The organism is Agromyces sp. NPDC056389, assembly GCF_042262385.1.
GTDB lineage: Bacteria > Actinomycetota > Actinomycetes > Actinomycetales > Microbacteriaceae > Agromyces.
In genome coordinates, this window is the sequence record NZ_JBHJPN010000001.1 from 2,711,279 (window position 1) to 2,736,632 (window position 25,354).

Below are 25,354 nucleotides of genomic sequence, written 5' to 3' on the forward strand. Positions count from 1 at the left end.
TCGGTACCCGAAGGCCTGCCGCGGGCGGAACGCATGCCGGAGCCCGGGTCCGAGGAATCGGCGATGCTGGAGGTCGTCCGCAACGTCGGGCAGCTCGCCGCCGATTCCGGTCGCGCCGACCTGGCCAGGCGGATCGAACAGACGCAGGCGCGACTCGTCGACCCCGACATCCGGGTCATCGTGGTGGGCGAGTTCAAGCAGGGCAAGAGCAAGCTCATCAACGCACTCGTGAACGCGCCGGCCTGCCCCGTCGACGACGACGTCGCGACGAGCGTGCCGACCTCGGTCGGGTACGCCGACGAACCCTCTGCGTGGGTGCTCGAGCAGCGCGACGATCCCGTCACCGGTGCGACCGCCGTCGAACGCCGGCGGGTGCCGCTCGAGAGCATCTCCGAGTTCGTGTCGGAACGAGGCAATCCGCGCAACGAGCGACGCATCGTGTCGGCCGAGGTGCTGCTGCCGCGCGAGATCCTCAAGGGCGGTCTGAAGCTCGTCGACTCTCCCGGCGTCGGAGGGCTGGAGTCGTCCAACGCGCTGGCGACGCTGTCGGCCCTGTCGACGGCGCACGCCGTGCTGTTGGTGTCGGATGCCTCGCAGGAGTACACCGAACCGGAGGTGCAGTTCCTCAAGCACGCGATGCGCATCTCGCCGAACGTCGCCGCCGTGCTCGCCAAGACCGACCTCTACCCGACGTGGCGGGAGATCGAGGAGATCGATCGCGGGCACCTCAGCGACGCCGGCGACGTGCCGATCTTCTCCGTCTCCAGTGACCTGCGCCTGCTGGCGGCCGAGATGCAGGACCGGGTCCTGAACGACGAGTCCGGATTCCCGGCGCTCGTCGCGCATCTGCGCCGCGAGGTGCTCGGCCGCGCCGAGGTGATCCACGAGCGCAGCGCCGTGCACGACCTGGTCTCGGTGGTCGAGCAGCTCACGATGTCGCTTCGTTCCGAGCTGACGGCGATCCTGCACCCTGAGGACACCCCGCGCATGATCGCCCAACTGGAGGTCGCGAAGGCACGTGCCGACGAGTTCCGCGGGCGGTCATCGCGCTGGCAGGTGACGCTCACCGACGGCATCGCCGACCTCATCGCCGACATGGAGCACGATCTTCGAGACCGACTGCGCAAGGTGCAGCGCGAAGCCGAGGACGCGATCGAGGAGGGCGACCCCGGGCCCATCTGGGACCAGATCACCGAATGGCTCGACCAACGCGTGGCGAGCGCGGTGTCCGAGACGTTCGTGTGGACCGATGAACGCTCGCGCTGGTTGTCGGAGGAGGTCGCCGAGCTGTTCAGTGCCGGCGAGGCCGCGCTCCCCGCGATCGACGTCGGCGACACCCAGGGGGTGCTCGACCCGGTCGAGGGCATCTCGGAACTCGACTCCGGTCGTCTCGGCGCAGGGGAGCGGATCTACATCGGCGTGCGCGGATCGTACGGCGGCGTCCTCATGGTGGGCCTCGCCACGGGGTTGATCGGTCTCTCGCTGATCAATCCGCTGTCGCTGCTCGCCGGCGTGCTGGTCGGCCGGCGCGCCTACCGCGAGGACATGACTTCCCGCCTGACCCGCAGGAAGCACGAGGCCAAGGGACTCGTGCGCCGCTACATCGACGAAGTCACCTTCCAGGTCGGCAAGCAGCTGAAGGACCGGCTGCGGCTCGTACAACGCGCCGGTCGCGACCACTTCGGGGCGATGGCGGAGGAGCTGCATCGCTCGCTGTCGGACGCGCTGGTCACGGCGAAGCAGACGGCGACCACGTACACGTCCAAGCGCGACCAGCGGGTGGCGCAACTGCAGGCGCAGATCCATCAGCTGGAGGCGCTTCGCGCAGAGATCCCCGCACTGCCGCCGATGCGCAGCGAGGCTGCACAACGGTGACGACTCCGGTGAAGGACGCGGAGGACCTGCTGCGAACCGCCGCCGCCGTGTACGAAGACGACCCCGCGGCTCGCACCGTGATCGCCGAACTCGAACGGCGCCTGCACGAGCCCCTGCGGTTGGCGGTCGCCGGCATGGTGAAGGCGGGCAAGTCGACGTTGCTGAACGCGCTGCTCGGCGAGCAGATCGCACCGACGGATGCCGGCGAGTGCACCCGGGTCGTCACCTGGTACCGGTATTCGGCGACGCCGACCGTCACGCTCCACCCGAAGGAGGGCGAGCCCCGGCGGCTCCCGGTGCGGCGAGACCAGGGCCGCCTGATGCTCGACCTCGGCGGCATCCCCGCCGAACAGGTCGGTTGGATCGACGTCGGCTGGCCGCTGATCGGACTGAAGTCCATGATCCTCATCGACACGCCGGGCATCGCCTCGTTGTCGGCGGACACGTCAGCGCGGGCGAGGTCGTTCCTCACCCCCGAGGATGCGCCGTCGTCGGCGGATGCCGTGGTCTACCTCATGCGGCACCTGCACGCGTCGGACATCAAGTTCCTCGAGGCCTTCCGTGACACCGCCGCCGGTGCAGCGCAGACCATCTGCGCCGTCGGCGTGCTCTCCCGCTCCGACGAGATCGGTTCCGGTCGGATCGATTCCCTGCTGTCGGCTGGCAAGGTGGCGCGGCGCTACGAGCTCGACGGCGAGCTGGCCTCGCTGGTGCTGGGCGTCATCCCCGTGGCCGGGCTCGTCGCCGAGGGGGCCCGCACACTCCGCGAGAGCGAGTACACGGCCTTCCGCGAACTCGCAGGGCTCGAACGCACCGATCGTGAGCGACTCCTCGTCTCGGCCGACCGCTTCACACGGGATTCCGACGCCACCGGACTCAGCACGTCCGAGCGACGGCATCTGCTCGATCGGTTCGGGCTGTTCGGGGTGCGGCTGGCCACCGCGCTCATCCGGGGCGGAGTCGAGAGTTCGTCCGATCTGTCCGAGCAGCTCGTGGCGCAGAGCGGACTGATCGAGCTCAAGCAGTTCGTGCGCGATCAGTTCCGCACGCGCGCGTCGACGCTCAAGGTGCGCGGCGTGCTGCTCGGTCTCGAGCGGCTCATCCGCGAGCGTCCGCGCGAGCGGGTCGACGAGATCCGCAGCGGCATCGAGCGCATCACGGTCGGCGCGCACGCGTTGCGCGAACTCTCGCTGCTGGCCGTCGCGAGGTCGGAGGGGCTGCCATTGGCCGCACAGGATGCCGCGGAAGCCCAGACGATCATCGGCGCCGAGGGCACCCCGGCCCATGTGCGCCTCGGTGCGGCGGAGGGCACCGACGACGAAGCACTCCGCGAACGAGTGGGCACCCTGCTCATCTCCTGGCGCCGGCTCGCCGAGTCGCCGCTGACCGACCGAGCGGCCGTGGGGGTGTGCCGGGTCGTGATCCGCAGCCTCGAGGAGATCGCGTCAGACCTTGGGCCCGCGCCGGATGTCATGCTGGCGAGCGGACCACGCGATGGCGCCCGGGAGCACGCTGCAGAGCAGCGCGAGCAGCACGAGCCCGCATTGGGCGGCGAATAGGAGCTGCAACGGTTCGCCGCGTTCGCCGATCGCCACGAGTTCCGTCGACAGCAGCAGCAGGATCACCTGCACCACGAACGTCGCGAGCTGCCACCAGCGCACCTTCGGGCGCCGACTCATGAACGACACCAGCAGCGTGATCTGCGCGAGGAGTGCAGCCACCATCACGCCGAACACGATCCAGAACACGACGTCGGCCGCGGTCTCGTACGTCTGTTCGGCACGGCCGCCGCTGACTCCGCGAACGACGTCGGCGATCAGGGGGAGCTGGGTCTGGCGAATGACGAAGAAGTACACCACTGCGGAGCCGCCGGCGGCGAAGCTCAGGATCCAGAGGACCTGGCTCGCTCGCACGGAGAACGGCGGAGTCAGCTTCACCAGCACCGGGGCGGCGTTCGGATTCGTGACGGGAGGGCGTTCAGGCGCCTCTCTCCTGCGGCCCGCGTCGACCGCGGCCGTGTTGATCGCCGGGACGCCGGCGGGCGGATTCGTCTGCTCGGTCACTGCTCCTCGGCCAGTTCTTCGGGATACGGTTCGGGTTCGGGCGCCGAGATGGGCTCGTCGGGGGCGAAGGCATCCGTTGCCGTGAGGTCCGACATGAGCGCCTCGGGTTGCGCTTCCACGTCGACCGGAGCGGACGGCTCCGGTGTCACCGCGGGGGCCTCGGTCGCCGTGTCGGCCGCATCCTCCGTCGTCTCGTCGGAGGTGTCCGTCGTCGTCGTGTTGTTCGAACCGGTGGTGTTGCCGACTGCGATGTCGCCCGTCGTGATCGTCGAATCGGACTCGTCGATCGAGGCGTTTCCGCCGGCGGCGACGGCGTCGTCGCCCGAGGCCACGACGGCATCCTGATCGAAGATCTGCGTCACGTCGCCGTCGGCCCAGATGTTCTGGTTCGTCGACTGGTCGATGATCGTCGAGCGGTTGTCGATCGTCGTGAACTGATTGATGATGCGGCTGATCTCGTTGATCGCGTCATTCGTGTCGTTGAACGGCTCCGGCGACCCGGGATCGGTGTTCGTCGAGCGGGACTGCGGTGATGCCATCGCTCTCGTGGTCACCGACGGGTCGTCGATGATCACGGGAGCGACCGCCTTCACGTCCGCCCCGCAGGCGCCCTGGAGGCCGTGACTGGCCAAGGCCTGTTGCGGTGACGAGTTGAACTCGTCGACCGCATCGGGGTCGCGGAGAAGGCTCAGGATGAACGCGATCAGCGCATCGGCGATCGTCGTGACGGGTGTGCTCATGTACCGACTCCTCAGCGGTCGAACGGGCAACATGCATGGACGAAGCTGGTCTACTCAAGGTATGCCGGTCGTGCCGACCCGGCATCGGGGCAATCCCCGAAACCGTTCGGGGGCACTAGGGGGGTGCATCTGCCTCCTCCGTGGCATCCGACTCCTCGATCAGCACGCGCAGTCTGGCGATCACCTCGGAACGCGACGACGCACCCAGCCGGCGACGGATGTGGGCGATGTGGTGCTCCGCGGTGCGGGGCGAGATGAAGATGGACTCGCCGATCTCGGCGTACGTCTTGCCCTGCAGCACGAGCCTGGCCACTTCGAGCTCGCGATCGCTCAGCAGCTCGGTCGCCGGGGCGGACGACACGGGCGTCGTGGAGGCTTCGGTTCCGGATGCCGCGGGGCGGCGTGCCGCGTCGTTGGGGTGCAGGTCGCGAGCGCACGACAGCAGGCGGGCGGCGACCCTGCGGTCGGAGGTGCGTCCGGCGCCGTGTCCGGCCAGGCGAGCCGCGTCCCAGGCGAGCCCCACGGCGGCGAGGCCGCGCGCAGCGTTCTCGACCGCATCGGCGTTCACCGTGCCGGCGAGCACCGACGTCCACACCCTGCCGGCCTTCGCCATGACCGTGGCGGTTCGACTGGTCGGGGCCGCGGCCACCAGCGCATGCGCATGCGGGGCGAGATCCTCCGGCCGGTTCAGCAGGATGCCCTGTTGGATGCCCGCCCAGTGCAGATGCGCCGACCACAGCGCGGGGTCGCCGAGCCCGTCGATGATCCGAAGGCCACGGGCGAGATGCGGTTCGACGTGCTCGGAGTCTCCCACCTTCGCCGCCGAGCAGATGAGTTCGGCGAGCGGGAGCAGGAGGTACAGGTCCATCTCGGCGCGCAGGATCCCCGGCCGGGCTTGGCGCCACGCAGCCGCCAGGCCCGCGGCATCCTCGTACCGGCGCGCGATCGCAACCTGCACCGAATGAGCGAGCAGCGCGTCGCGCGGCGCCAGGGTCGGAGTGCTCTCCACCGCGCGCGCGAGCGACTCGCGCGCCTCGGCGGGCCAGGCCCGCTGCACCGCGACCCATGCCCGCCACAGCAGCAGGCGCGGCTGCGCCCACTCGCCGCCGTGCCGGCCGGCGATCGCGTCCTCGATCACGGTGTGCGCGGTGGCCAGGTCGCCGAGGTTGATCGCGACCGTCGCCGCGATGACCGCCGGCAGTTCGGGGATCGCCGCGGACGTGCATGACGACGTGTACATCTCAGCGGCGCGCACCAGGTCGACGAGCATGGTCGGGTCGCTCTCGGTCGCGACCGAGGCGGCGAGGCCGCGACGGAGCAGCTGCATCGAGACGCCCAGCGCGGTCGGCGCACCGATGCGCTCGGCGGGGATCTCGGCGGCGGCCTCGCGTGCATCGTCGAGCGCGCCGACGCCGTACTCGGCGATCATCGCGCGCACGGCCGAATCGGGGCTGCCGGGAAGCGCCACCCGGTACACGGCCGAACTCTGTTCCATCATCCCGCGGCTCGCCCACGTCGCGGCCGCGACATCGGCCAACCGCTCGCCGTCGATGTCGCGCGCGGCGGACGGCGCCCCATCGATCAGCGCACCGGCGGCATCGAGATCGTTCGCAGCCCATGCCGCCTGCGCCCGGCGCGCGGTGATCGTGGCAGGGTCGACGCCGGATCTGAGTGCGGCCTGGTACAGCTCGCTCGCGCGCCGGGGGTGATCCTCCAGCATCCCGTCGCCGTGCTGCACGAGCGCGTCGCCGATCCGCGGGTCGCCGACGAGGTCAGCCCAATCGTCGTCGCCGGGATCTCCCGATCCGGCGGATCGCGCGATGACGTCGGCCAGGCCGCGGCTCGCGTCGATGAGGCGACGCGCGGGGATCGTCGCCCTGACCGTGGCACGCACGAGCGGTACCGGCTGGCCGTTGCGCATCAACAGGCCCTCGGCATATCCCTTCATGATGCTCTCGTCGCTGTGCTCGGGGGTCTCGAGCGGCGACCGCGTGCGCCCGCCCATGATGGCGAGCATCTCGACGGTCCGGCGGAGGTCGGGTTCGAGGGTGTCGAGCCGATGCGCGATCCGCTCCTCGAGTACTCGAGCGAGCTCTCCGTGGGTCGCGTCGTCGACGCAGTCGCGGTCGTCGTGTGCGGACAGTGCCTCGGACACGAGCCACGACACGCCGCCGGTCGCCATGAGGACGTGGTCGATGCAGCGGCTCCGCATCGACTGCCCGCGGCTCTCCAGATAGGTCAGCACGTCCGATCGCGAGACATGGCCGAGCACGATCGCGGGCCGGGTCTGCTCGAGCCGTCGCGCGATCGAGGTCAGCGCTTCCGACGCCGGCCACGGACGGCTGGCCACCACCAGGGCCGCATCGGGATCGTCGGAACGGATTCGAACCCGTTCCAACTGCGAGTCGTCCATCAGGTGCAGATCATCGACCAGCAGCACGTGCGAACGCGGCACGCGCGCGACATCCAGGTCGCCGCCGGTGATCAGGCTCGCGCCGCGGTCGTCGTCGGCGAGCATCCGATGCAGGTGGCGCAGCGCGGTGGACTTGCCGGAACCGGCGTTGCCCACCACCATCACCCGAGCGGATCCGGCCCATGGTGCGGCGATCGCGTCCACCGCGGGTCGCAGCTGGCGTTCCCAGGCGAATGGCGGTGCGGTCTCCGGAAGGACGGGACTCGTCACAGGAAGGATGCTCATCGTGTTCGCCACTCGTGGGTGCCCGGGTCAGGTGGGGTCGGGCGTCGGGTCGGGGGCGGCAGGATCCGGAGTGGGGTCGGTCGTGGGCGGGTCGGGCGTGGGGTCCGGTGCGGGCGGGTCGGGCGTGGGCTCCGGTGCCGGCGGGTCGGGCGTGGGCTCGGGCGTCGGGTCCGGCGCAGGGGGATCGGGCGTCGGGTCCGGGGCGGGCGGCTCGGTCGTCGGCGGGGTGGTGGGGTCGTCAGCCGGTGGGATCGGGTCATCGACGGGCGGCGTCGTGCCGACGGGTTGGTCGACCGCGCGGACCGGCGACGTCGGCGACGTCGGCGCCTTCGTGCCCGGCACCCCTGGGCGAGCTTGCGGGAGATCCTCCCCGGGGAGGTTCGAGTTCGGTCGCCGCGCGTCGACGGGATCCTCCGCGCGTTCGAACAGCCCGGGCTCGCCGATCGGGGCGCCCGGCGGCAGGATCTTCGCGAACGGCGCGAACGCCCGCGTGGCCGGGTCGGTCATCGGCCACGGCACCACTCCGGAGGTGTCCGACGTCCCGTCGCCGTCTACGGAAGCGGCGTTGTCGTAGTCGGTGACCCGCCAGCCGGCGGCCATCGTGCCGCCGAAGACGATGGCACCCGAGATCAGCGCCACGGCGCCGGCCATCAGCCACGGCGACAACCGTGTCGAAGCACGGGCGGACTCGCGACGCAGGCCCAGGGCGCCGGCGATGCGCGCGAGCTGGAATCCGCGGCCGGTGCTCGCCTCCGCCTCGATGCCGGCGTCGTTGTCGACGGCCCTGTCCTCACCGTCGAGGGTCGCGAGCGCTCCCGCTGCCGATACCGCCACCGGTGCCGATACGGCCACGGCGACCGGGGCGGCGACGGCGACGGGGCTCTCGCTCGATCGGCCGAGTGCGGTCCGCGCCGCGCCGAGGGCGATGGATGCCTTGGGGTCCGCGTCGACCGCCAGCGGACGGTCGAACCGTTCCGAGAGGCGCTGTGCGACGAGCGGAATCCGCGACGATCCCCCGATGAGGAGGATCGCCTCGAGCTGATCGGGAGTGAGATCGGCGGAGTCGATGGCCCGTTCCAGCACGTCGAGCGTCCGGTCGAGTGCACCGTCGATCATCTGCTCGAACTCGGAGCGCGTCAGGCGCACGCTCGAACGGCTCGGCGGGACCAGCACCGGGATCGTGGCCTCGGAATCGAACGAGAGCGCCTCTTTCGCATCGATGGACTCCCGGCGGAGTTGGGAGAGCGCCAGGCGGACATCGGGGTCGTCGACCGACAGGGTGGAGACGTCGAGGCCGGATGTCGCGATCACGTGCCGCATCACGTCGTCGTCGAAGTTCGCCCCGCCCAGGTCGTCCATGCCCGCTGGTTCACCGGCCAACGCGAAGTCCGAGTCATGGCCCTTGCGCAGGACCACGGCGTCGAAGGTGCCGCCGCCCAGGTCGTACACCGCGATCGACTGGCCGGGTTCGAGCGGACGCATCGCCTCGTACTGGCGGGCCGCGGCTTCGGGCTCCGTGATCAGGGACACCTCGTCGATGCCGAGACGAACGAGCGCCGTCCTGATCAGGCCGAGGCGGTGCGCCCCCCATGCCGTCGGATACGTGAGCGAGATCGCATCGGGGCGCGAGCCCATTCGCTCGGTGACGGTGTCGACGACCGACGCGAAGGTCGCCGCGTACAGCGTCTCGGGGGAGAGGGTGCGTCCGCCGACGACGAGCGGCACACCATCGCCGACGCTGCGTTTGAACTCGCGCACGAGGCGCTCGGGCTGCGCGACGCCTCGCCGCTCCGCGGCATCGCCGAACAGCAGGTCGCCGCCGTCGGCGACGAAGACGACGGTCGCGACCGAGTCGCCCTTGCGCCCCAGCGCGAAGGGCGAGGCGCTGATACTTCCGTCTCGCTCGAACTCGGCTGTCGCCGCTGCGACGCGACTCGTGCCGATGTCGACCGCGAGAGCGTACGAGATGTCCCCCATCTTCGCGAACCACATCCCCGACTTGGTGTGAACAGCGTCACTATAAGACGATGGGAGTGAGACCGCGAGAGGGCGAGCGCCTTCTGGAGTACCCCCAGTTCGGAGGGTACGGGGGTACTCGAACGTCCCCCATTTCGAACGGAACGGTGCAATCGCGAACCAGGTCGGGGCGAGCCCGCGACCGCTGGTCGGAGAGGCCTCAAAGTGCCGGCGCGCTGCCGGAATCGTCATACCGGCAGTCGCCGGGTTATGATGACTGTCGCGTCTGCGCACAGCATTCGCGAGGAGACGTCGCATAGTCCGGCCGAGTGCACCACCCTGCTAAGGTGGAGTCCCCGTAAGGGGACCAGGGGTTCAAATCCCCTCGTCTCCGCACTACGGAGTGATCCGATCGCACTGAAGAATCCGCGCCGGCGCGCGGATTCACGGCCCCGGTAGACTCGTGTGGTTCACACGATCTGGGGGCATTGCACATGCAACGAATCATCACTTCAACTGCGCTCGTCTTCGCGGGCGCCCTGCTTCTCTCGGGCTGCGCCACAAGCGGCGGCACCGAGGCGAGCGCATCCGCCGACTCGTGCGAGGTCGTCCGCGTCGAGGTGCGCGACATCTCGAACGGCGCGCAGAACGCGATCCTGACCGCGTCCGACCCGGCCGAACTCCAGGCCTACCTCGAGCAGCTCTCCGAGCGAGTCGACGCACTCGACGAGCAGGCCGCCGACGACTCGGCTCTCGCCGACGCCCTCGACGCGTTCGACGAGAAGATCGACGCCGCGAGCGACTGGGCGGAGACGCTGCCCACCGCCGCCGAGATCGAGGCCGGCGCCGAGATCGACGCCGAGGCCCAGGCTGCGCAGACTGCGGACATCCAGGCCGCAGCGGTCAAGGTCACCGAGGTGTGCACCGCCGAATAGCGGTCACCAGACGGGCCGCTCCCCGGCATCACGCAGAGGAGCACCCACCGGCACGCACGTGAAGAGCGCGCGGCATCCGTTCACTCGGAGGCCGCGCGCTTTCGCGTGCCCGCAGCCTTCTTGGGCGCCTTCTTCGGCTTCTCGTCGGCCTTCGGCTTCGCGCCGGAGCCTTCGCGTTTCGCCGCGATCGACTGGCGCAGGGCCTCCATGAGGTCGATGACCTCGCCGCCCTTCTCCTCCTCGGGCTCCTCGCCGAACGTCGCTGCGGTGTCGATGCCCTCGCCCTGCTCGAGCTTGGCCGCGATGAGGGTGCGCAGCTCCTGCTGGTACTCGTCGACGTACTGCTCGGGGTCGAAGTCGGAGACGAGGCTCTCGACGAGCTGTTTCGACAGGTCGAGCTCCTTCGCCGAGATCTTCACGGGCTCGGAGAGCGAGGCGAAGTCGGCGGCGCGCACCTCGTCGCTCCAGAGCAGCGTCTGCACCATGAGCACGTCGCCGTGCACGCGGAGGGCCGCGAGTCGCGTCTTCTGCCGCAGCGCCATCTGCACGATCGCGGTGCGGTCGGTGGACTCGAGTGTCTCGCGCAGCAGCACGTAGGCCTTCGACGAGGCCGAATCGGGCTCGAGGTAGTAGCTGCGGTCGAACATGATCGGGTCGATCTGCTCGCTCGGCACGAACTCGACGACCTCGATCTCGCGGCTGCGCTCGGCCGGCAGCGACTTCAGGTCGTCGTCGGTGATGACGACGGTCTGCTCGCCGTCGTCGTACGCCTTGTCGATGTTCTTGAAGTCGACGACCTTGCCGCAGACCTCGCACTTGCGTTGGTACCTGATGCGGCCACCGTCTTCGTCGTGCACCTGGTGGAGTGACACGTCGTGGTCTTCGGTGGCGCTGTACAACTTGACGGGCACATTGACGAGGCCGAATGTGACCGCCCCCTTCCAGACGGCTCGCATTCCTCCAGTACACACCAGGGGCCTACGTGTGCGATACCCCTCGCGGTCCTCGTGATCCGGCGTCGACACCGGCATGATGGTGGTCATGGCCGACGGCACGCGCCAACTCGTCGAGGTCGATGGCCGCCGCCTGCGGCTGACGAACCTCGACAAGGTCATGTATCCCGAGACGGGCATGACGAAGGGCGAGGTGATCTCCTACTACGCGGAGATCGCCGCCGTCATGGTGCCGCTCGTCGCCGGACGCCCGGTCACGCGCAAGCGCTGGGTGCACGGCGTCGGCACGGCGGATGCCCCGGAGCAGCCGTTCTTCGAGAAGAACCTCGCCGAGCATGCGCCCGACTGGGTGCGCCGCGGCATCCAGCACCACTCCGACGGCGACAAGGCCTATCCCATCGCCGGAGACCGGGCGACGCTCGTCTGGCTCGCCCAGCAGGCCGCCCTCGAACTGCACGTGCCGCAGTGGCGATTCGACGCCGCCGGGGAGCCCGCGAGGCCCGACCGCATGGTCTTCGACCTCGACCCCGGCGAGGGCATGGGACTCGCCGAGTGCGCCGAGGTGGCCAGACTCGTGCGCGACCTCATCGCGGGCATGGGCCTCGAGGCGGTGCCCGTGACGAGCGGCAGCAAGGGTATCCACCTGTACGCGGCACTCGACGGCACGCAGAGCTCGGATCAGGTCTCGGCCGTCGCGCACGAACTCGCCAGGGCGCTCGAGGCCGATCATCCCGACCTCGTGGTCTCGAGCATGCGCAAGACGCTGCGCACGGGCCGGGTGCTCATCGACTGGAGCCAGAACAACGGGAAGAAGACGACGATCGCGCCGTACTCGCTGCGCGGGCGACCACGCCCGACCGTCGCGGCGCCGCGCACGTGGGAGGAACTCGAGGATGCAGGGCTCCGTCAGCTCGAGGCATCCGAAGTGCTCGAACGGGTCGCGGGGTCGGACGACCCGATGCGTGCGATCACCGAGCGTTCGCACGGCGGGCCGCTCACGCAGTACCTGTCGATGCGGAGCGCCACGGCCACGCCCGAGCCCATGCCGGCGTCGGCATGGGGTGAGGCGAGCCCGGGGGAGCCGCGCTTCGTGATCCAGGAGCACCGCGCCAGGCGACTGCACTTCGACCTGCGACTCGAGCGCGACGGAGTGCTGAAGAGCTGGGCGGTGCCGAAGGGCGTGCCCGAGACGTCGGGCACGAACCACCTGGCCGTGCAGACCGAGGACCACCCGATGGAGTACGCCGCGTTCGAGGGCACCATCCCGAAGGGCGAGTACGGTGCCGGCTCGATGACGATCTGGGATACGGGCACCTACGCGACCGAGAAGTGGCGCGATGACGAGATCATCATCGACGTCGACGGCCGGCCGGGCGGCCCGCTCGGCGGGCCGGTGCGACTCGCGCTCATCCGAACCGACGGGCACGGCGAGAAGAGCTCGTGGCTCCTGCATCGCATGAAGGACCAGACCGTGCACCGCGATGAGCCCGGCGCCGCCGCGAGCGCGTCCGCATCAGCGGCCGTGCCACCCGTCGAGTCGGCGGCTTCGCCGACGACGATCCCGGCGCCGCGCGCCGACGGTCGTGTCGGCTCGATCACGCAGCGCCCGATGCTCGCGACGGCGGCGACCCTCGGCATGCTCTCGGGTGAGGATTGGGCGCTCGAGTGGAAATGGGACGGCATCCGCGTGCTCGCGCGTACCGAGGGCGGAGGCGTGCGGCTGCTCAGTCGCAACGGGGTCGACATCACCGCGCGCTACCCCGAACTCGCCGACCTGCCCGCGGTCGTGCGCGGCGACGCCCTCCTCGATGGCGAGATCGTCGCACTCGACGTCGACGGGCGACCCGATTTCGGGCGACTGCAGCATCGGATGAACCTCACGAAGCCGCGCGAGATCGAGCGGGTCGCGGCATCCGTGCCCGTGCGGCTGCTCCTCTTCGACGTGCTCGAGGTCGACGGCCTGCCGGTCGTCGACGAGCCGTACCGCGAGCGCCGCGCACGACTGGCAGGGCTCGTCCGGATGAAGCGCGGCGTGCCGGTCGAGGTGCCGGCTCCCGCCACCGGCAGCCCCGCCGAAGCGCTCGAGGAGAGCCGACGGCTCGGGCTCGAGGGGCTGGTCGCGAAGCGGCCCGACTCCCGCTATCGGCCAGGCGTGCGGAGCGGCGACTGGCTGAAGCTGAAGCTCACGATCACCCAGGAGGTCGTGATCGGCGGCTATCGACGCGGCGTCGGCACCCGCACCGGTCGTATCCGCTCCCTGCTCGTCGGCGTTCAGGGCGACCGCGGCGTGGAGGTCGGCGGACTCGAGTACGCCGGTCGCGTCGGTTCGGGGTTCGGCGAGCGCGAGCTCGAGCGTCTGATGACCATGCTGCGGCCGCTCGAGCAGGCCGAGTCGCCCTTCGTGCAGGTGCCGGCGGCCGACATGAGCGACGCGGTCTGGGTGCGTCCCGAGCTCGTCGGCGAGATCGAGCTCGGCGACTGGACGAGCACCGGCGTCGCGCGGCATCCGCGATGGCGTGGCCTTCGACCCGACAAGTCGCCGGCCGAGGTCGTGCGCGAGCGCTAGCGGTTCGTGAACGAGCCGCGTTCAGGTCCCGTCCGCACGGCCGAGCAACTCGATCAGTCGCGCCTCGCGATCGGCTCCGGATGCCACGACGATGCCGTGCTCGTACGCGACGAGCACTCGGGGGTCGACGTAGCTGCCGCGGGCGATCGCGGGTGTGTTGCCGAGCGCGCTCGCGGCCTCCTCGATCGCCTCGCGAACGGCCGCCTTCCGGGCGCGCGCGGTGCTCTCCGTGCCGAGTCGCGCCAGGTGATCGGCGGCCGTCATCGTGCCGCGGAGCGTGCGGAAGTCCTTCGCGGTGAAGTCGCCGCCGGTGCGCTCCCGGATGTCGTCGTTCACGTCGACGGGGGCTGCCGCCCGCATCGACCGTCCAGCCGACCACGCGTAGAGACGGCTCGCCGACGAGCGCTCGCCGGCGTTCGCGATGAACTCGGCGAGCGGGGCATCCGCCACTCGGAGGTCCTGCGCGACACCGCCCTTCGCTCGGAAGCGGAATCGCACGGTGTCCTCGTCCTCGAGCCGCGCGTTGCGCACCAGCAGGGTCGTCAGGCCGCGGCTGCGGAAGCCGGCGAGGGACTCCTCGGAACCGATGCGGATGCCGCCGAGGTCGAGCGTGCGGAAGGCGGCCGCGAGCACGCGTTCGCGCGGCCAGCCCTCGAGTGCGAGGTCGCCGGCGGCGGAACGGCGGGCACCCGGAAGCGCCTCGGCGAGGGCGATCATGCGCTGGAACTTCTCAGCGTCCTGTCGCTCGCGCCATGCCGGATGGTAGAGGTACTGGCGCCGTCCGGCGGCGTCCACCCCGACGGCGAGGATGTGCGCGTTCGGCGCGTCCGAGATCCACACCTCCTGCCACGCGGGCGGAACGGCGAGCTCCGCGATGCGGGTGCGCTCGACTCGCCCCGCCGCCCCGCCCGACGAGTGCTCGTAGCCGAAGCCGCGACCGCGTCTCACCCGGGCGTACCCGGGTGAGACGTAGGGCTCGACACGTCTGAGGCGTGGCACGGCGAGGCGCGCTCAGTGGTTGCGGAGGGCGGAGATGAGTTCGGCCTTGCGCTTGCCGCTGTAGCCGCTGAGTCCGAGCTCCTTCGCGCGCTTCCTCAGCGCATCGACGGTCCAATCCTCGTAGTCGCCGCTCTCGCCGCCCTTCCGGCCGATCGCGCTGCGACCCTGCGCGGCCGCCGCATTCGAGATGCGGGCCGCCTTCTCCTTCGAGGCGCCGTCGTCACGGAGCTCCTCGTAGAGCTCGGGGTCCTTCAGCGAAGCATTCCGTCGTCCTGGCATCATGTGCTCCATTCAGTCGTCGACAGGGACCGGCGCACTTCAGAGGCCACGGCCGCCGGTCACGGGCAGCACCGCCCCTGAGACGTACGATGCCTCGTCGGAGGCGAGGTACACGTACGCCCCGGCGAGTTCGGCCGGCTGGCCGGCCCGGCCGAGCGGCGTGTTGTGGCCGAACTCCGGCAGCTTGTCCGGCCAGCCGGTCGCCGGAATCAGCGGCGTCCAGATCGGACCTGGGGCAACGGCGTTCACCCGGATGCCCCGTGGCCCGAGCTCCTCGGCGAGCGCCTTCGTGAAGGCGACCAGCGCCGCCTTGGTCATCGCGTAGTCGACGAGCGCCGACGACGGGTCGAAGCCCTGGATGGACGTCGTCGTGATGATGCTCGAACCCGCGTCCATGAGCGGTACCGCTGCGCGTGCCAGGAAGACCGGTGCGAAGAGGTTCACCCGCATCACGGTCTCGAAATCATCCGTCGGAATCGTGTCGATGCCGCCCCGTTCGCGTTGGTGGGCGGCGTTCAGCACCAGCAGGTCGAGGCCGCCGAAGGCCTGATGGGTGCGGGCGACGAGCTCTTTGCAGTGCGCCTCGTTGCGAAGATCTCCCGAGAGCAGCAGCGGCTCGGATCCGGCGTCCGAGATCCACCTCGCGGTCTCGTTCGCGTCCTCCTGTTCGCTCGGCAGCGAGGCGATGGCGACCCGCGCGCCCTCGCGGGCGAAGGCGATCGCGACGGCGCGGCCGATACCGGAGTCGCCGCCGGTGATGAGGGCGCGCCGACCGTCGAGGCGCCGGCTGCCGCGATAGCTCTGCTCGCCGTGGTCGGGCAGCGGCGACATCCGTTCGGTGAGGCCGGGCGGCTCCTGCTCCTGTCTCGGGAACGGGTCGGTCGTGTGCTTCGTCGTCGGATCGATGAGCCGGTCGTTGCTCAGACGGTCGTAGGTCATTGGACCTCCTCGGATCACCGGCCACGGTACGCGCGCGCAGCGGCTTGCGGCAGGGGATTGACAGGTGCATCGCCGACCCTCGAGTCGTACGAATGGCCGCTCTTCAGGCCTCGTCGGTATCACGCAGCCGGAAGGGCGGTCAACCCCTAGCCGCCGGTGTCGACGGCCCAATAGCGTCGAGGGACGAGGCGTACCCCCGTCTCGAGGTTCTGCCCGTCGGGTGGGAGCCACTCGCCGCCCTCGTCGATCACGAGGGCGGAACACATGAAGGAGAGATCATGAACATCCTCGTCGCCATCATTGCCATCGCCGCCGTCGTGCTGCTCATCACCGGCGGAGTCGTGCCCGCACTCAACTTCCTGATCTGGGTCGGCGTCGTGCTGGCGGTCATCGCGCTCATCGTGTTCCTCGTTCGCTTCATCGGCGGGAACCGGACGGTGTGACCCCGCGCAGACTTCACCTGAACGGGTGGCCTTCGGGCCGCCCGTTCGGCGTTGCGAAGGCCTAAACTGAGACCGTGGGAACTCTGTACTACGGCGACTCCGGCACCCCGATCGGTATTGAAGACCGCGCGCTCGCGCACGTGAAGGTCGCCATCACGACGAAGCTTCGCCGAGGCGAGTCCTTCACGCTCTCGTGGCAGCATGCCGAAGACCAGCCGCGCGGCCGGAGCACGCTCTGGCTGCACCCCAGCATTCCGTTGCGTTTCGTCTTCGACGAGCCTGAGGCGCCCGAGCTCAGCCGGAGCTGGATCGAAGACCTGATGCGGTCGGCGAACAGCACGGGCGGCATCCGGCTCGTGCCCGAGCACCTCGACACCGATCCGATTCCGACGATCGCCGATCAGCCGGTGCAGGTCGGTGTCGACGTGCAGGAGGTCGAGGCCGGCAGCGAGACGCAGCCGGCCTGAGCCTCGCTCGAGGAAGGAGCCGCGATGGCGAACGAATCGCAGAGCGACCCTGAGCGCTGGTGGCCGAAGCTGTCGATCGGAGCGAAGCATCGGCTGCTCGCCGACCTCGACGCGCGCATCGATGCGGACACCGCTGCGGAGATCGAAGAACTCTGCGGCGTTCCGCCCGGAGAGCGTCTCGACGCGGCCGCGCGAGCATTCATCATCACGCAGATCGAGGCGGTCGACTGAGCGATGACACGGACGGGCGCGCTACTCGCCCTCGATCGGGTCGTTCTGCTCGGGCTCCGGCATGTAATGGAGTCCGTTCGTGCTGTTGGCGGAGAGCAGTAGTTGTTCGACCCAGAGTCGGTTGAGCGTGGGTTGCCGATTGCCGCTGAAGACGAACTGCAGCGGGATCGATTCGTGCAGCCAGATCGTGGTGCGACCGCTGCCGTTCTCGACGCCGTGCTCCCACGTCATCGCGAAGCTCTCCGAACGCCGCAGCTTGTTGAGGATCGCCACGCGCAGGTGGGCGAGCGTGCGGTCGTCGATCTCGAGTTCGCGTGACGACGAGTTGTAGATGAGCTTGCCCATGCCCGAACTCTAGCCGGAGTCGAGCACGTGGGAAACCGCCGCGACCGCGCCGGCACCGCCTCTCACGACCCCGTCTCGTGATGCGGCGTCGCGACCGGCTTCGACTCGGGCGACCCGCGCTGCCTGAGGTACACGGACGCCCCGACGATCGCCGCGACGGCGAGGAACTCGCTCTGCCAGTTCTGCATCGACTCGAACCAGAACTGCGAGGTGCCGAGGTACTCGAGGACCCCGACTCCGGGCAGTCCGTGCCGCGCCTGCTCCTCCGTGTACACCTCCGCGCCGCCGACCGCGTGGAACCAGAACGAGAGCCCGAACAGCACGAAGAAGAAGATCGCGAGGGAGTTCTCGTAGAGCACGAGCCAGACGCCGCCGCGGCGCACCGGCCACGGGGTGTCGGGACCGACCTCCGCATGGCGCGGGTCGTCATCCTGGGCGGTGTGCTCGCCGATGGGCTTCGACTCCGATGAGCCCTTCTGGAAGAGGAAGATCGTGAGCACCACGTAGGCGCCCATCTGCAGGAATTCGGACTCCCAGTTCTCGAACGTCGCCTCGATGAAGTGCCCCGACCGCAGGTAGTCCCCGAAGGCGATGGCGGCCGCGCCGTGCTCGAGTCGGTCGTCGTTGTCCACCTGGTACCCGGTGATCGCCATGCCGACGAGGCAGAGCAGGAAGATGGCGAGGCACACGAGGAGGAGCGCATGCTCGCGGACCCATCGAACTGCGGAGCGTTCGGTCACGTCGCCTCCCATCCCGATGATCCGATGTTGGCGTTCACCCGGCCGGCGAACAAGTGCTTGACATGGGGCGCCGAGACATCCGTTCGATTGTCGAGTTCTTGCGCTGCCTCCCGTAGCATGACGGCATGTCGAGGAGACTCGCGGATGTCGCGCGCAAGGTCGGAGTCAGCGAAGCCACCGTCAGCCGGGTGCTGAACGGCAAGCCGGGGGTCTCGGCGTCGACCCGCGACGCCGTGCTCACGGCGCTCGACGTGCTCGGGTACGAGCGGCCGACGAAGCTCCGCGGCGAGCGGGCCCGCCTCGTGGGCCTCGTCATGCCCGAGCTGCAGAACCCGATCTTCCCCGCGCTCGCCGAGGCGATCGGCGGCGGCCTCGCGCAGAACGGATACACCCCGGTGCTCTGCATCCAGACGGCCGGCGGCATCTCGGAGTCCGACTACGTCGAGCTGCTCCTGCACCAGCAGGTCTCCGGCGTGATCTTCGCCGGCGGCGCCTACGCCCAGGCCGAGGTGAACCACGACCACTACGAGCGGCTGCGCGAGCTGAAGCTGCCGACCGTGCTCGTGAACGCCCCGATCGACGGTCTCGACTTCGCCACGGTCTCGTGCGACGACGCGACCTCGATGGAGCAGGCGTTCGGGCACCTCGTGCAGCTCGGGCACGAGCGCATCGGCATCCTGCTCGGCCCGAGCGATCACATCCCCTCGCAGCGGAAGCACGCTGCGGCGATCCGCATGGCGGAGCGGCACGGACTCGAACTCGGCGACGACCGCATCGTGCACTCGCTCTACTCGCTCGAGTCGGGCCAGACCGCGGCGACCAAGCTGCTCGCCGCGGGCGTCACCGGCATCGTCTGCGCGAGCGACCCGATGGCGCTCGGCGCGGTGCGGGCCGTGCGGCGAGCGGGACTCCGCGTGCCCGACGACGTCTCGGTGATCGGCTACGACGACTCCGCCCTGATGAACTGCACCGAGCCGCCGCTGACGACGGTGCGGCAGCCGATCGAGGCGATGGGCAAGATGATCATCGAGCTGCTCATGCGCCAGATGTCGAGCGAGCGCACGATCGGCGACGAGGTCTTCTTCGCGCCGGAGCTCGTGGTGCGCGGCTCCACCGCGCCGGCCAGGCGCTGACCGGATCCTTCGCCGCTTGCGTGGATCAGGCAAGCGGATGCCGCAATTCCACGCAAATCATCGCAAACTGATGTCGATTTGTTGAATAGTTGCATCATTCTGTTGCTCTCATTACGTTGACGCTCATCGACGCTGTTGTCTTCCCTCGACACGGCGCCCCTGACCCGTCGACACGAGGAGACGCACAGCGTGACCATGCACCTCACGGATGCCGCATCGGCCCTCACTGCCGGCGCGCCCGACCCGCTCTGGTGGCGGAGCGCGGTGATCTACCAGGTCTACGTGCGCAGCTTCGCCGACTCCGACGGCGACGGCACCGGTGACCTCCGCGGAGTGCGCAGCCGTCTCGGCTACCTGAAGGAACTCGGCGTCGACGCCCTCTGGTTCAACCCGTGGTACCCCTCGCCCCTCGCCGACGGCGGCTACGACGTCAGCGACTACCGCGACATCCACCCGAGCTTCGGCACCCTCGAGGACGCCGAGCTCCTCATCGCCGACGCGCTCGCCCTCGGCATCCGCACGATCATCGACGTGGTGCCGAACCACGTCTCGAGCGAGCACCCGTGGTTCCAGGCCGCCCTCGCCGCGGGGCCGGGCTCACCCGAGCGCGAGCGCTTCTGGTTCCACCCCGGCAAGGGGCCGAACGGCGATGAGATGCCGACGAACTGGGTCTCGAACTTCCAGGGCGACACGTGGACGCGCACGACGAACCCCGATGGCACGCCGGGGGAGTGGTACCTGCACCTCTTCACTCCCGAGCAGCCCGACCTGAACTGGAACCACCCCGACGTGCGCCGCGAGCACGAGGAGATCCTGCGCTTCTGGTTCGACCGCGGCGTCGCCGGCGTGCGCATCGACTCGGCAGGCCTCCTCATCAAGGACCCGGCGCTGCCCGAGGTGCCCGCAGAGGTCGCGCCCGGCGGCCACCCCACCGAGGACCGCGACGAAGTGCACGAGGTCTATCGGGCGTGGCGGCGCATCGCCGACTCCTACGAGGGCACTCGCGTGCTCGTCGGCGAGGTCTGGGTGCCGGATGCCTCCCGCTTCGCGGCCTACCTCCGCCCCGACGAGATGCACACCGCGTTCAACTTCGACTTCATGTCGCGCCCGTGGGACGCCGCAGAGCTTCGCGGATCGATCGACCTGATGCTCGCCGCCCACGCTCCGGTCGGCGCCCCGAGCACGTGGGTGCTCTCGAACCACGACGTGACCCGGCCGGTCACCCGATACGGCCGCGAGGACTCGGGATTCGCCTTCGCGAGGAAGCGCTTCGACACGCCCTCCGACCTCGACCTCGGCGTGCGGCGTGCGCGTGCGGCGGCGCTGCTCACGGCGGCGCTGCCCGGCTCGCTCTACCTCTACCAGGGCGACGAGCTCGGCCTCCCCGAGGCCGAGCTGCCGCGCGAGGTGCTCGAGGACCCGATGCACTTCCGCTCGGGCGGCATCGACCCCGGTCGTGACGGATGCCGCGTGCCCCTGCCCTGGCGCGGCACCGAGGCGCCGTTCGGGTTCAGTCCGGCCGGACCAGGTCCGAACGGCACCGTCGTCGCCCCCTGGCTGCCCCAGCCCGCCGACTGGGCCGCACTCACCGTGCAGGCGCAGGAGGCGGATCCGGGCTCGATGCTCTGGCTCTACCGGCAGGCCCTCCGCCTGCGGCACCGCGAGGCGGCCCTCGGCGACGGGCCGATGACGTGGCTCGACGGCGACCCGCAGGTGCTCGCGTTCCGCCGCGGCGAGACCTTCGTCAGCGTCACGAACCTCGGTGCCGACCCCGTCGGCCTCCCCGAGCACGAGAGCATCCTCCTCGCCAGCACCCCGCTCGTCGGCGGGCTGCTGCCACCCGACTCCACGGCCTGGCTCCACCGGAGCGCCTGACCGTCGAGGCCGCGGCGCACACCGGCCGCGGCACGCATCCCGCATCACACCTGAACACAGCACCGAAAGGACTGGACAATGAAGTCACCACGCAAGGTCGTGATCGCCGGCATCGCCGCGTTCGCGATGGTCGGCGCCCTCGCCGCCTGCAGCTCGGGAGGCAGCGACAGCGGCAAGACCGAACTGCGGGTCGCGACGTTCCCGCCCGGCGCCGACGCCGCGGCGTACGAGGCGTTCGAAGCCCAGGAGAAGCAGTTCGAGAAGGCCAACCCCGACATCGACATCATCGGCGTCGAGTACGAGTGGGAGGGACCCACGTTCGCCGTGCAGCTCGCCGGCGGCAGCCTGCCCGACGTCTTCACCGTGCCCTTCACCGATTCGAAGACCCTGCTCGAGAACGGCCAGCTCATGGACGTGACCGACGAGATCGAGGAGCTCGGGTACACCGACAGCTTCAACCCCGTGATCCTCGACGGCGTGACCGACTCCGACGGCCGCATCTTCGGGTTCCCGCGCCAGGCCTACGCCATGGGCCTGCACTACAACCGCACCCTGTTCGAGGCGGCCGGGCTCGACCCCGACAGCCCGCCCACCACGTGGGACGAGGTGCGCGAGGACGCGAAGGTCATCGCCGACAAGACCGGCAAGGCCGGCTACATGCAGATGACGCAGAACAACACGGGCGGCTGGCAGCTCACCGCGGCCACCGTGGCGCGCGGCGGCAGCACGCAGACCGACAACGGCGACGGCACCTACACCTCGACGATCGCGAACGACGGCACGAAGGCGTCGCTGGAGTTCCTGAAGGAACTGCGCTGGGAGGACAACTCGCTCGGGTCGAACTTCCTGCTCGACTGGGGCAGCATCAACCAGGAGTTCGCGGCCGGCAACATCGGCATGTACACGACCGGGTCCGACATCTACACGGCGCTCGTGCGCGACTTCTCGCTGAACCCCGATGACTACGGGCTCACGGTCATCCCCGTCGAGAACGACGGCGGCACCCTCGGCGGCGGCGACATCGCCGTGGTCAGCCCCACGGTCGATGAGAAGACGAAGGCCGCGGCGGTCACCTGGATCGACTGGTACTACATGCAGAAGCTCCTGAACGAGGATGCAGCGGTGCTCGACGCGAAGACCCTCGCCGAGAGCGACCAGGCCGTTGGCACGCCGCTCCTGCCGGTGCTGAACCGCGAGGCCTACGAGCAGTCGCTCGTCTGGATCGAGCCGTACATCAACGTGCCGCGCGACCAGATGACCCCGTTCATCGAGGGCATCTGGGAGCAGACCCCGGTGGGCGAGCCGAAGGGCAAGACGCAGGAGATCTACGCCCTGCTCGACCCCGTGGTGCAGGCCGTGCTCACCGACCAGAACGCCGACATCGACGCCCTGCTCGAGCAGGCCGACGAAGAGGCGCAGGCGCTGCTCGACGAGTAGCGCACCGAGCGGATGCCGCGGCGCGGGCCTTTCCCCCGACCGACCGCGCCGCGGCATCCGCTCTCTCCGACTGCGAAGGACTCAGATGACCCTCACCGCGAAACCGCCCGCCGTGGACCCGCCAGCGGGCGAGCCCGCTCCGCCGCCCACTCCCGCGCCGCGCACGCGCGCGCGGAACCTCCGCACGTGGGTGCAGGGCGGCGGCCTCTCGACCCTCGTCTTCCTCGCGCCGATGCTCGTCGTGTTCGGGATCTTCAGCTGGTCGCCGATCGTGCAGTCGATCGTGATGAGCTTCCAGCAGACGAACCTCCTCGACCCGCCCTCCTGGGTCGGCCTCGACAACTTCGCCGCCGTGCTGGGCGACCCGCTGCTCGGCACCGCGATCCTCAACACCCTGTACTTCGCCGTGCTGGCGCTGCTCTTCGGGTTCCCGCTGCCGATCCTCGTGGCCGTGCTGATGAGCGAAGTGCGGCGCGGCAAGGGCTTCTACAGCGCGCTCGCCTACCTGCCGGTCGTCGTGCCGCCCGTCGTCGCCGTGCTCCTCTGGAAGGTCTTCTACGACGCGAGCCCGACCGGTCTCTTCAACACGATCCTCGGCTGGTTCGGCATCCCCGCCCAGCCGTGGTTGCAGTCCTCGGCGACGGCCATGCCCTCCCTCGTGCTCGAGGCGACCTGGGCCGCAGCTGGAGGGTCGATCATCATCTACCTCGCCGCGCTCCTCGCCGTGCCGCCGGAGCTCTACGACGCGGCCGAGGTCGACGGCGCATCGATCTGGGACAAGATCTGGCACGTCACGCTGCCGCAGCTCCGCGGCATCCTCTTCATCATGCTGATCCTGCAGGTCATCGCGACGGCGCAGGTGTTCCTCGAGCCGTTCCTCTTCACGGGCGGCGGTCCGAACAACGCGACCGTGACGATCCTGCTCCTCATCTACCGCTACGCGTTCCAGAACAGCCTCGGCGGCGACTACGGCGAGGCGACGGCGCTCAGCGTGATGCTCGCGATCGTGCTCGCGCTGCTCAGCTGGCTCTACTTCAAGCTCACGAACCGCTGGAGCACCTCATGACGACGACGCCCTCCGCACGGGACATCCGCCTGCCTCGGCTCTCGCTGAGGTCGCGCCGCGCCAAGCGCTTCGACGACGAGTCCCGCGACCGCGGCATCGTCTCGGACTTCGACGGCAAGAAGCGGGGCGTCAGGCTCGGCATGGGCGGCGTGCACTTCGCGCTCTTCGTGGGGCTCGTCGTCGCCGGCCTCGGCCCGCTGCTCTGGCTCGCGAAGTCGGCGGTGACGCCGACGCAGGACACCCTGCGCCAGCCGCTCGCCCTCTGGCCGAACGGCATCGACTGGCAGAACCTGCAGTCGGCGTGGGTCGAGGTGCACATCGACCAGTTCTTCTGGAACACGATCGTGATCGCCGCCGGCTCCTGGTTCTTCCAGCTGCTCGTGGCGACGACCGCGGGCTTCGCGCTGTCGGTGCTGCGGCCGCGCTACGCGCCGATCCTGAACGGCGCGATCCTCGTCACGCTCTTCATCCCGGCCGTCGTGCTGCTCGTGCCGCTCTACCTCACGATCGTGAACCCGCCGCTGCTCGGCGATGTGTCGCTGCTCAACAACTACCTCGCGGTGTGGCTGCCCGCTGCGGCGAACGCCTTCAACATCCTGCTCGTGAAGCGCTTCTTCGACGCGCTGCCGCGCGAGGTGTTCGAGGCGGCTCGAACCGACGGCGCAGGGCCGTTCCGCTTGTTCTGGTCGATCGTGCTGCCCATGTCGAAGCCCATCCTCGGCGTGGTGTCGGTGTTCGCGATCATCGCGGCGTGGAAGGACTTCCTCTGGCCGATGCTCGTGCTGCCGAACCCGGCAGTGCAGCCGCTCTCGGTTCGGTTGCCGGCCGTGCAGGGCTCGATCGAACTCGACGTGTTCCTCGCGGCGCTCGCGATCTCGACGCTCATCCCGGTCGTGCTGTTCCTCCTCTTCCAGGGCGTGTTCCTGCGATCGGCCGGACTCGGGGGCGCCGTCAAGGGCTGACGGTCGAGGGATGCCGCGGCGCTCGCGTCATGTCGTCGGTGCGGCGTAGCGTGGGCCCGTGGAGCATCCTCGAGTCGTCGACCCGCGGCATCCGCTCGTCGAGCGCGTGCGCGCCGTGTGCCTCGCGCTGCCCGAGGCCGTCGAGGTCGAGGCATGGGGGCGGCCGACGTTCCGCGCGGCGAAGCCGATCTTCGTGCACGTGAGCGCCTCGATGGAGCGCCCGCTCTCGATCGTGCTGAAGACCGATCCCGACGAACATCACGCGCTCGTGCAAGACGACCGGTTCTTCGGCCCGCCGTACTACGACCGGGGCCGATGGGTGGGTGTCGACCTCGATCAGCCCGACACCGACTGGGAACTCCTCGCCGAGCTCATCGAGACGTCCTACCGGCAGGTCGCGAATCGTCGGCAGCTCACGGCGCTCGATACGCTCCGACCCGGGCACGCCGACCGCTGAGGCGGCGCTCGATTGGCGAGATCTGAGCGGGTGCGTTAGAGTTACGTGGTTGCCTGATCGCGAAGCAAGCGCAGGCGACAACCCATGCGCCCGTAGCTCAACGGATAGAGCATCTGACTACGGATCAGAAGGTTGGGGGTTCGAATCCCTCCGGGCGCACACTGGTTGAGACAGTGCAGAGAACGGCTCGCGAAA

23 protein-coding genes and 2 tRNA genes are annotated in these 25,354 nt (G+C 69.7%); 15 read left to right on the forward strand and 10 right to left on the reverse strand.

Annotated features, from left to right (window positions below; translation table 11 throughout):
* Positions 1–63: 63 nt before the first annotated feature.
* Both ACFCVM_RS12675 and ACFCVM_RS12680 read left to right on the forward strand, forming a co-directional pair.
* Positions 64–1,875, forward strand: a complete 1,812-nt coding sequence (locus ACFCVM_RS12675; protein WP_375836550.1) for a dynamin family protein — start codon at positions 64–66, stop codon at positions 1,873–1,875.
* Positions 1,872–3,434, forward strand: a complete 1,563-nt coding sequence (locus tag ACFCVM_RS12680; protein ID WP_375836552.1) for a dynamin family protein — start codon at positions 1,872–1,874, stop codon at positions 3,432–3,434. The genes ACFCVM_RS12675 and ACFCVM_RS12680 overlap by 4 nt, the downstream gene beginning before the upstream one ends.
* On the opposite strand, the gene ACFCVM_RS12685 is transcribed toward ACFCVM_RS12680, so the two are convergent.
* From ACFCVM_RS12685 to ACFCVM_RS12700, 4 genes are all read right to left on the reverse strand, one after another.
* The gene (locus ACFCVM_RS12685; RefSeq protein ID WP_375836553.1) at positions 3,321–3,938 is read right to left on the reverse strand and encodes a hypothetical protein; all 618 of its coding nucleotides are present in this window, start codon (positions 3,936–3,938) and stop codon (positions 3,321–3,323) included. The genes ACFCVM_RS12680 and ACFCVM_RS12685 overlap by 114 nt on opposite strands.
* Positions 3,935–4,678, reverse strand: a complete 744-nt coding sequence (locus tag ACFCVM_RS12690) for an IniB N-terminal domain-containing protein (RefSeq protein ID WP_375836554.1) — start codon at positions 4,676–4,678, stop codon at positions 3,935–3,937. The genes ACFCVM_RS12685 and ACFCVM_RS12690 overlap by 4 nt, the downstream gene beginning before the upstream one ends.
* 115 nt (positions 4,679–4,793) lie before the next feature.
* Positions 4,794–7,361, reverse strand: a complete 2,568-nt coding sequence (locus ACFCVM_RS12695; RefSeq protein ID WP_375836555.1) for a LuxR C-terminal-related transcriptional regulator — start codon at positions 7,359–7,361, stop codon at positions 4,794–4,796.
* A 42-nt stretch (positions 7,362–7,403) separates the two neighbouring features.
* On the reverse strand, positions 7,404–9,368 hold the full coding sequence (locus ACFCVM_RS12700; RefSeq protein WP_375836556.1) for an Hsp70 family protein: 1,965 nt from the start codon (positions 9,366–9,368) through the stop codon (positions 7,404–7,406).
* Between the two features lie 269 nt (positions 9,369–9,637).
* Here ACFCVM_RS12700 and ACFCVM_RS12705 point away from each other — a divergent pair.
* Together ACFCVM_RS12705 and ACFCVM_RS12710 are read left to right on the forward strand one after the other, a co-directional pair.
* A tRNA-Ser gene (locus ACFCVM_RS12705) sits at positions 9,638–9,726 on the forward strand.
* Positions 9,727–9,826: 100 nt separating this feature from the next.
* Positions 9,827–10,267, forward strand: a complete 441-nt coding sequence (locus ACFCVM_RS12710; RefSeq protein WP_375836557.1) for a hypothetical protein — start codon at positions 9,827–9,829, stop codon at positions 10,265–10,267.
* Between the two features lie 80 nt (positions 10,268–10,347).
* Here ACFCVM_RS12710 and ACFCVM_RS12715 read toward each other — a convergent pair whose 3' ends face one another.
* On the reverse strand, positions 10,348–11,223 hold the full coding sequence (locus ACFCVM_RS12715; protein ID WP_375836558.1) for a Ku protein: 876 nt from the start codon (positions 11,221–11,223) through the stop codon (positions 10,348–10,350).
* An 85-nt stretch (positions 11,224–11,308) separates the two neighbouring features.
* Here ACFCVM_RS12715 and ACFCVM_RS12720 point away from each other — a divergent pair, with 85 nt between their 5' ends.
* A complete protein-coding gene (locus tag ACFCVM_RS12720) occupies positions 11,309–13,786 on the forward strand; it encodes an ATP-dependent DNA ligase (RefSeq protein WP_375836559.1) in 2,478 nt (825 codons plus the stop codon).
* 21 nt (positions 13,787–13,807) lie between these two features.
* On the opposite strand, the gene ACFCVM_RS12725 is transcribed toward ACFCVM_RS12720, so the two are convergent.
* The 3 genes from ACFCVM_RS12725 to ACFCVM_RS12735 form a co-directional block, all read right to left on the reverse strand.
* Positions 13,808–14,734: a DNA topoisomerase IB gene (locus ACFCVM_RS12725; RefSeq protein ID WP_375836560.1), complete on the reverse strand. Its 927-nt coding sequence runs from the start codon at positions 14,732–14,734 to the stop codon at positions 13,808–13,810.
* Positions 14,735–14,797: 63 nt separating this feature from the next.
* Positions 14,798–15,064, reverse strand: a complete 267-nt coding sequence (locus ACFCVM_RS12730; protein ID WP_375836561.1) for a Rho termination factor N-terminal domain-containing protein — start codon at positions 15,062–15,064, stop codon at positions 14,798–14,800.
* Between the two features lie 39 nt (positions 15,065–15,103).
* Positions 15,104–16,003 carry an SDR family oxidoreductase gene (locus ACFCVM_RS12735; RefSeq protein ID WP_375836562.1) on the reverse strand — a complete coding sequence of 300 codons (900 nt, stop codon included), beginning with the start codon at positions 16,001–16,003 and terminating at the stop codon, positions 15,104–15,106.
* 278 nt (positions 16,004–16,281) lie between these two features.
* On the opposite strand from ACFCVM_RS12735, the gene ACFCVM_RS12740 reads away from it, so the two are divergent.
* The 3 genes from ACFCVM_RS12740 (at position 16,282) to ACFCVM_RS12750 (ending at position 17,144) form a co-directional block, all read left to right on the forward strand.
* Positions 16,282–16,446 (forward strand): hypothetical protein, encoded by a 165-nt coding sequence (locus ACFCVM_RS12740; protein ID WP_165877426.1) that lies wholly within the window; start codon positions 16,282–16,284, stop codon positions 16,444–16,446.
* Between the two features lie 74 nt (positions 16,447–16,520).
* Positions 16,521–16,913 (forward strand): hypothetical protein, encoded by a 393-nt coding sequence (locus tag ACFCVM_RS12745; RefSeq protein ID WP_375836563.1) that lies wholly within the window; start codon positions 16,521–16,523, stop codon positions 16,911–16,913.
* Positions 16,914–16,937: 24 nt separating this feature from the next.
* A complete protein-coding gene (locus ACFCVM_RS12750) occupies positions 16,938–17,144 on the forward strand; it encodes a hypothetical protein (protein ID WP_375836564.1) in 207 nt (68 codons plus the stop codon).
* A gap of 21 nt (positions 17,145–17,165) precedes the next feature.
* Here ACFCVM_RS12750 and ACFCVM_RS12755 read toward each other — a convergent pair whose 3' ends face one another.
* Both ACFCVM_RS12755 and ACFCVM_RS12760 read right to left on the reverse strand, forming a co-directional pair.
* Positions 17,166–17,489, reverse strand: a complete 324-nt coding sequence (locus tag ACFCVM_RS12755; RefSeq protein WP_375836565.1) for an ATP-dependent DNA ligase — start codon at positions 17,487–17,489, stop codon at positions 17,166–17,168.
* A 62-nt stretch (positions 17,490–17,551) separates the two neighbouring features.
* Positions 17,552–18,229 (reverse strand): DUF6766 family protein, encoded by a 678-nt coding sequence (locus tag ACFCVM_RS12760; protein ID WP_375836566.1) that lies wholly within the window; start codon positions 18,227–18,229, stop codon positions 17,552–17,554.
* A 125-nt stretch (positions 18,230–18,354) separates the two neighbouring features.
* On the opposite strand from ACFCVM_RS12760, the gene ACFCVM_RS12765 reads away from it, so the two are divergent.
* From ACFCVM_RS12765 to ACFCVM_RS12795, 7 genes are all read left to right on the forward strand, one after another.
* Entirely contained in the window at positions 18,355–19,362 is a 1,008-nt protein-coding gene (locus ACFCVM_RS12765; RefSeq protein WP_375836567.1) for a LacI family DNA-binding transcriptional regulator, read from the forward strand.
* Positions 19,363–19,557: 195 nt separating this feature from the next.
* Positions 19,558–21,237 (forward strand): glycoside hydrolase family 13 protein, encoded by a 1,680-nt coding sequence (locus tag ACFCVM_RS12770; RefSeq protein ID WP_375836717.1) that lies wholly within the window; start codon positions 19,558–19,560, stop codon positions 21,235–21,237.
* Positions 21,238–21,315: 78 nt separating this feature from the next.
* Positions 21,316–22,674 carry an ABC transporter substrate-binding protein gene (locus tag ACFCVM_RS12775; RefSeq protein WP_375836568.1) on the forward strand — a complete coding sequence of 453 codons (1,359 nt, stop codon included), beginning with the start codon at positions 21,316–21,318 and terminating at the stop codon, positions 22,672–22,674.
* A gap of 85 nt (positions 22,675–22,759) precedes the next feature.
* Entirely contained in the window at positions 22,760–23,740 is a 981-nt protein-coding gene (locus tag ACFCVM_RS12780; RefSeq protein ID WP_375836569.1) for a carbohydrate ABC transporter permease, read from the forward strand.
* Positions 23,737–24,702 carry a carbohydrate ABC transporter permease gene (locus ACFCVM_RS12785; protein WP_375836570.1) on the forward strand — a complete coding sequence of 322 codons (966 nt, stop codon included), beginning with the start codon at positions 23,737–23,739 and terminating at the stop codon, positions 24,700–24,702. Before ACFCVM_RS12780 ends, ACFCVM_RS12785 begins: the two co-directional genes overlap by 4 nt.
* A gap of 58 nt (positions 24,703–24,760) precedes the next feature.
* Positions 24,761–25,159, forward strand: a complete 399-nt coding sequence (locus tag ACFCVM_RS12790) for an MmcQ/YjbR family DNA-binding protein (protein WP_375836571.1) — start codon at positions 24,761–24,763, stop codon at positions 25,157–25,159.
* A gap of 86 nt (positions 25,160–25,245) precedes the next feature.
* Positions 25,246–25,318: transfer RNA gene (locus ACFCVM_RS12795), tRNA-Arg, on the forward strand.
* Positions 25,319–25,354: the final 36 nt, after the last annotated feature.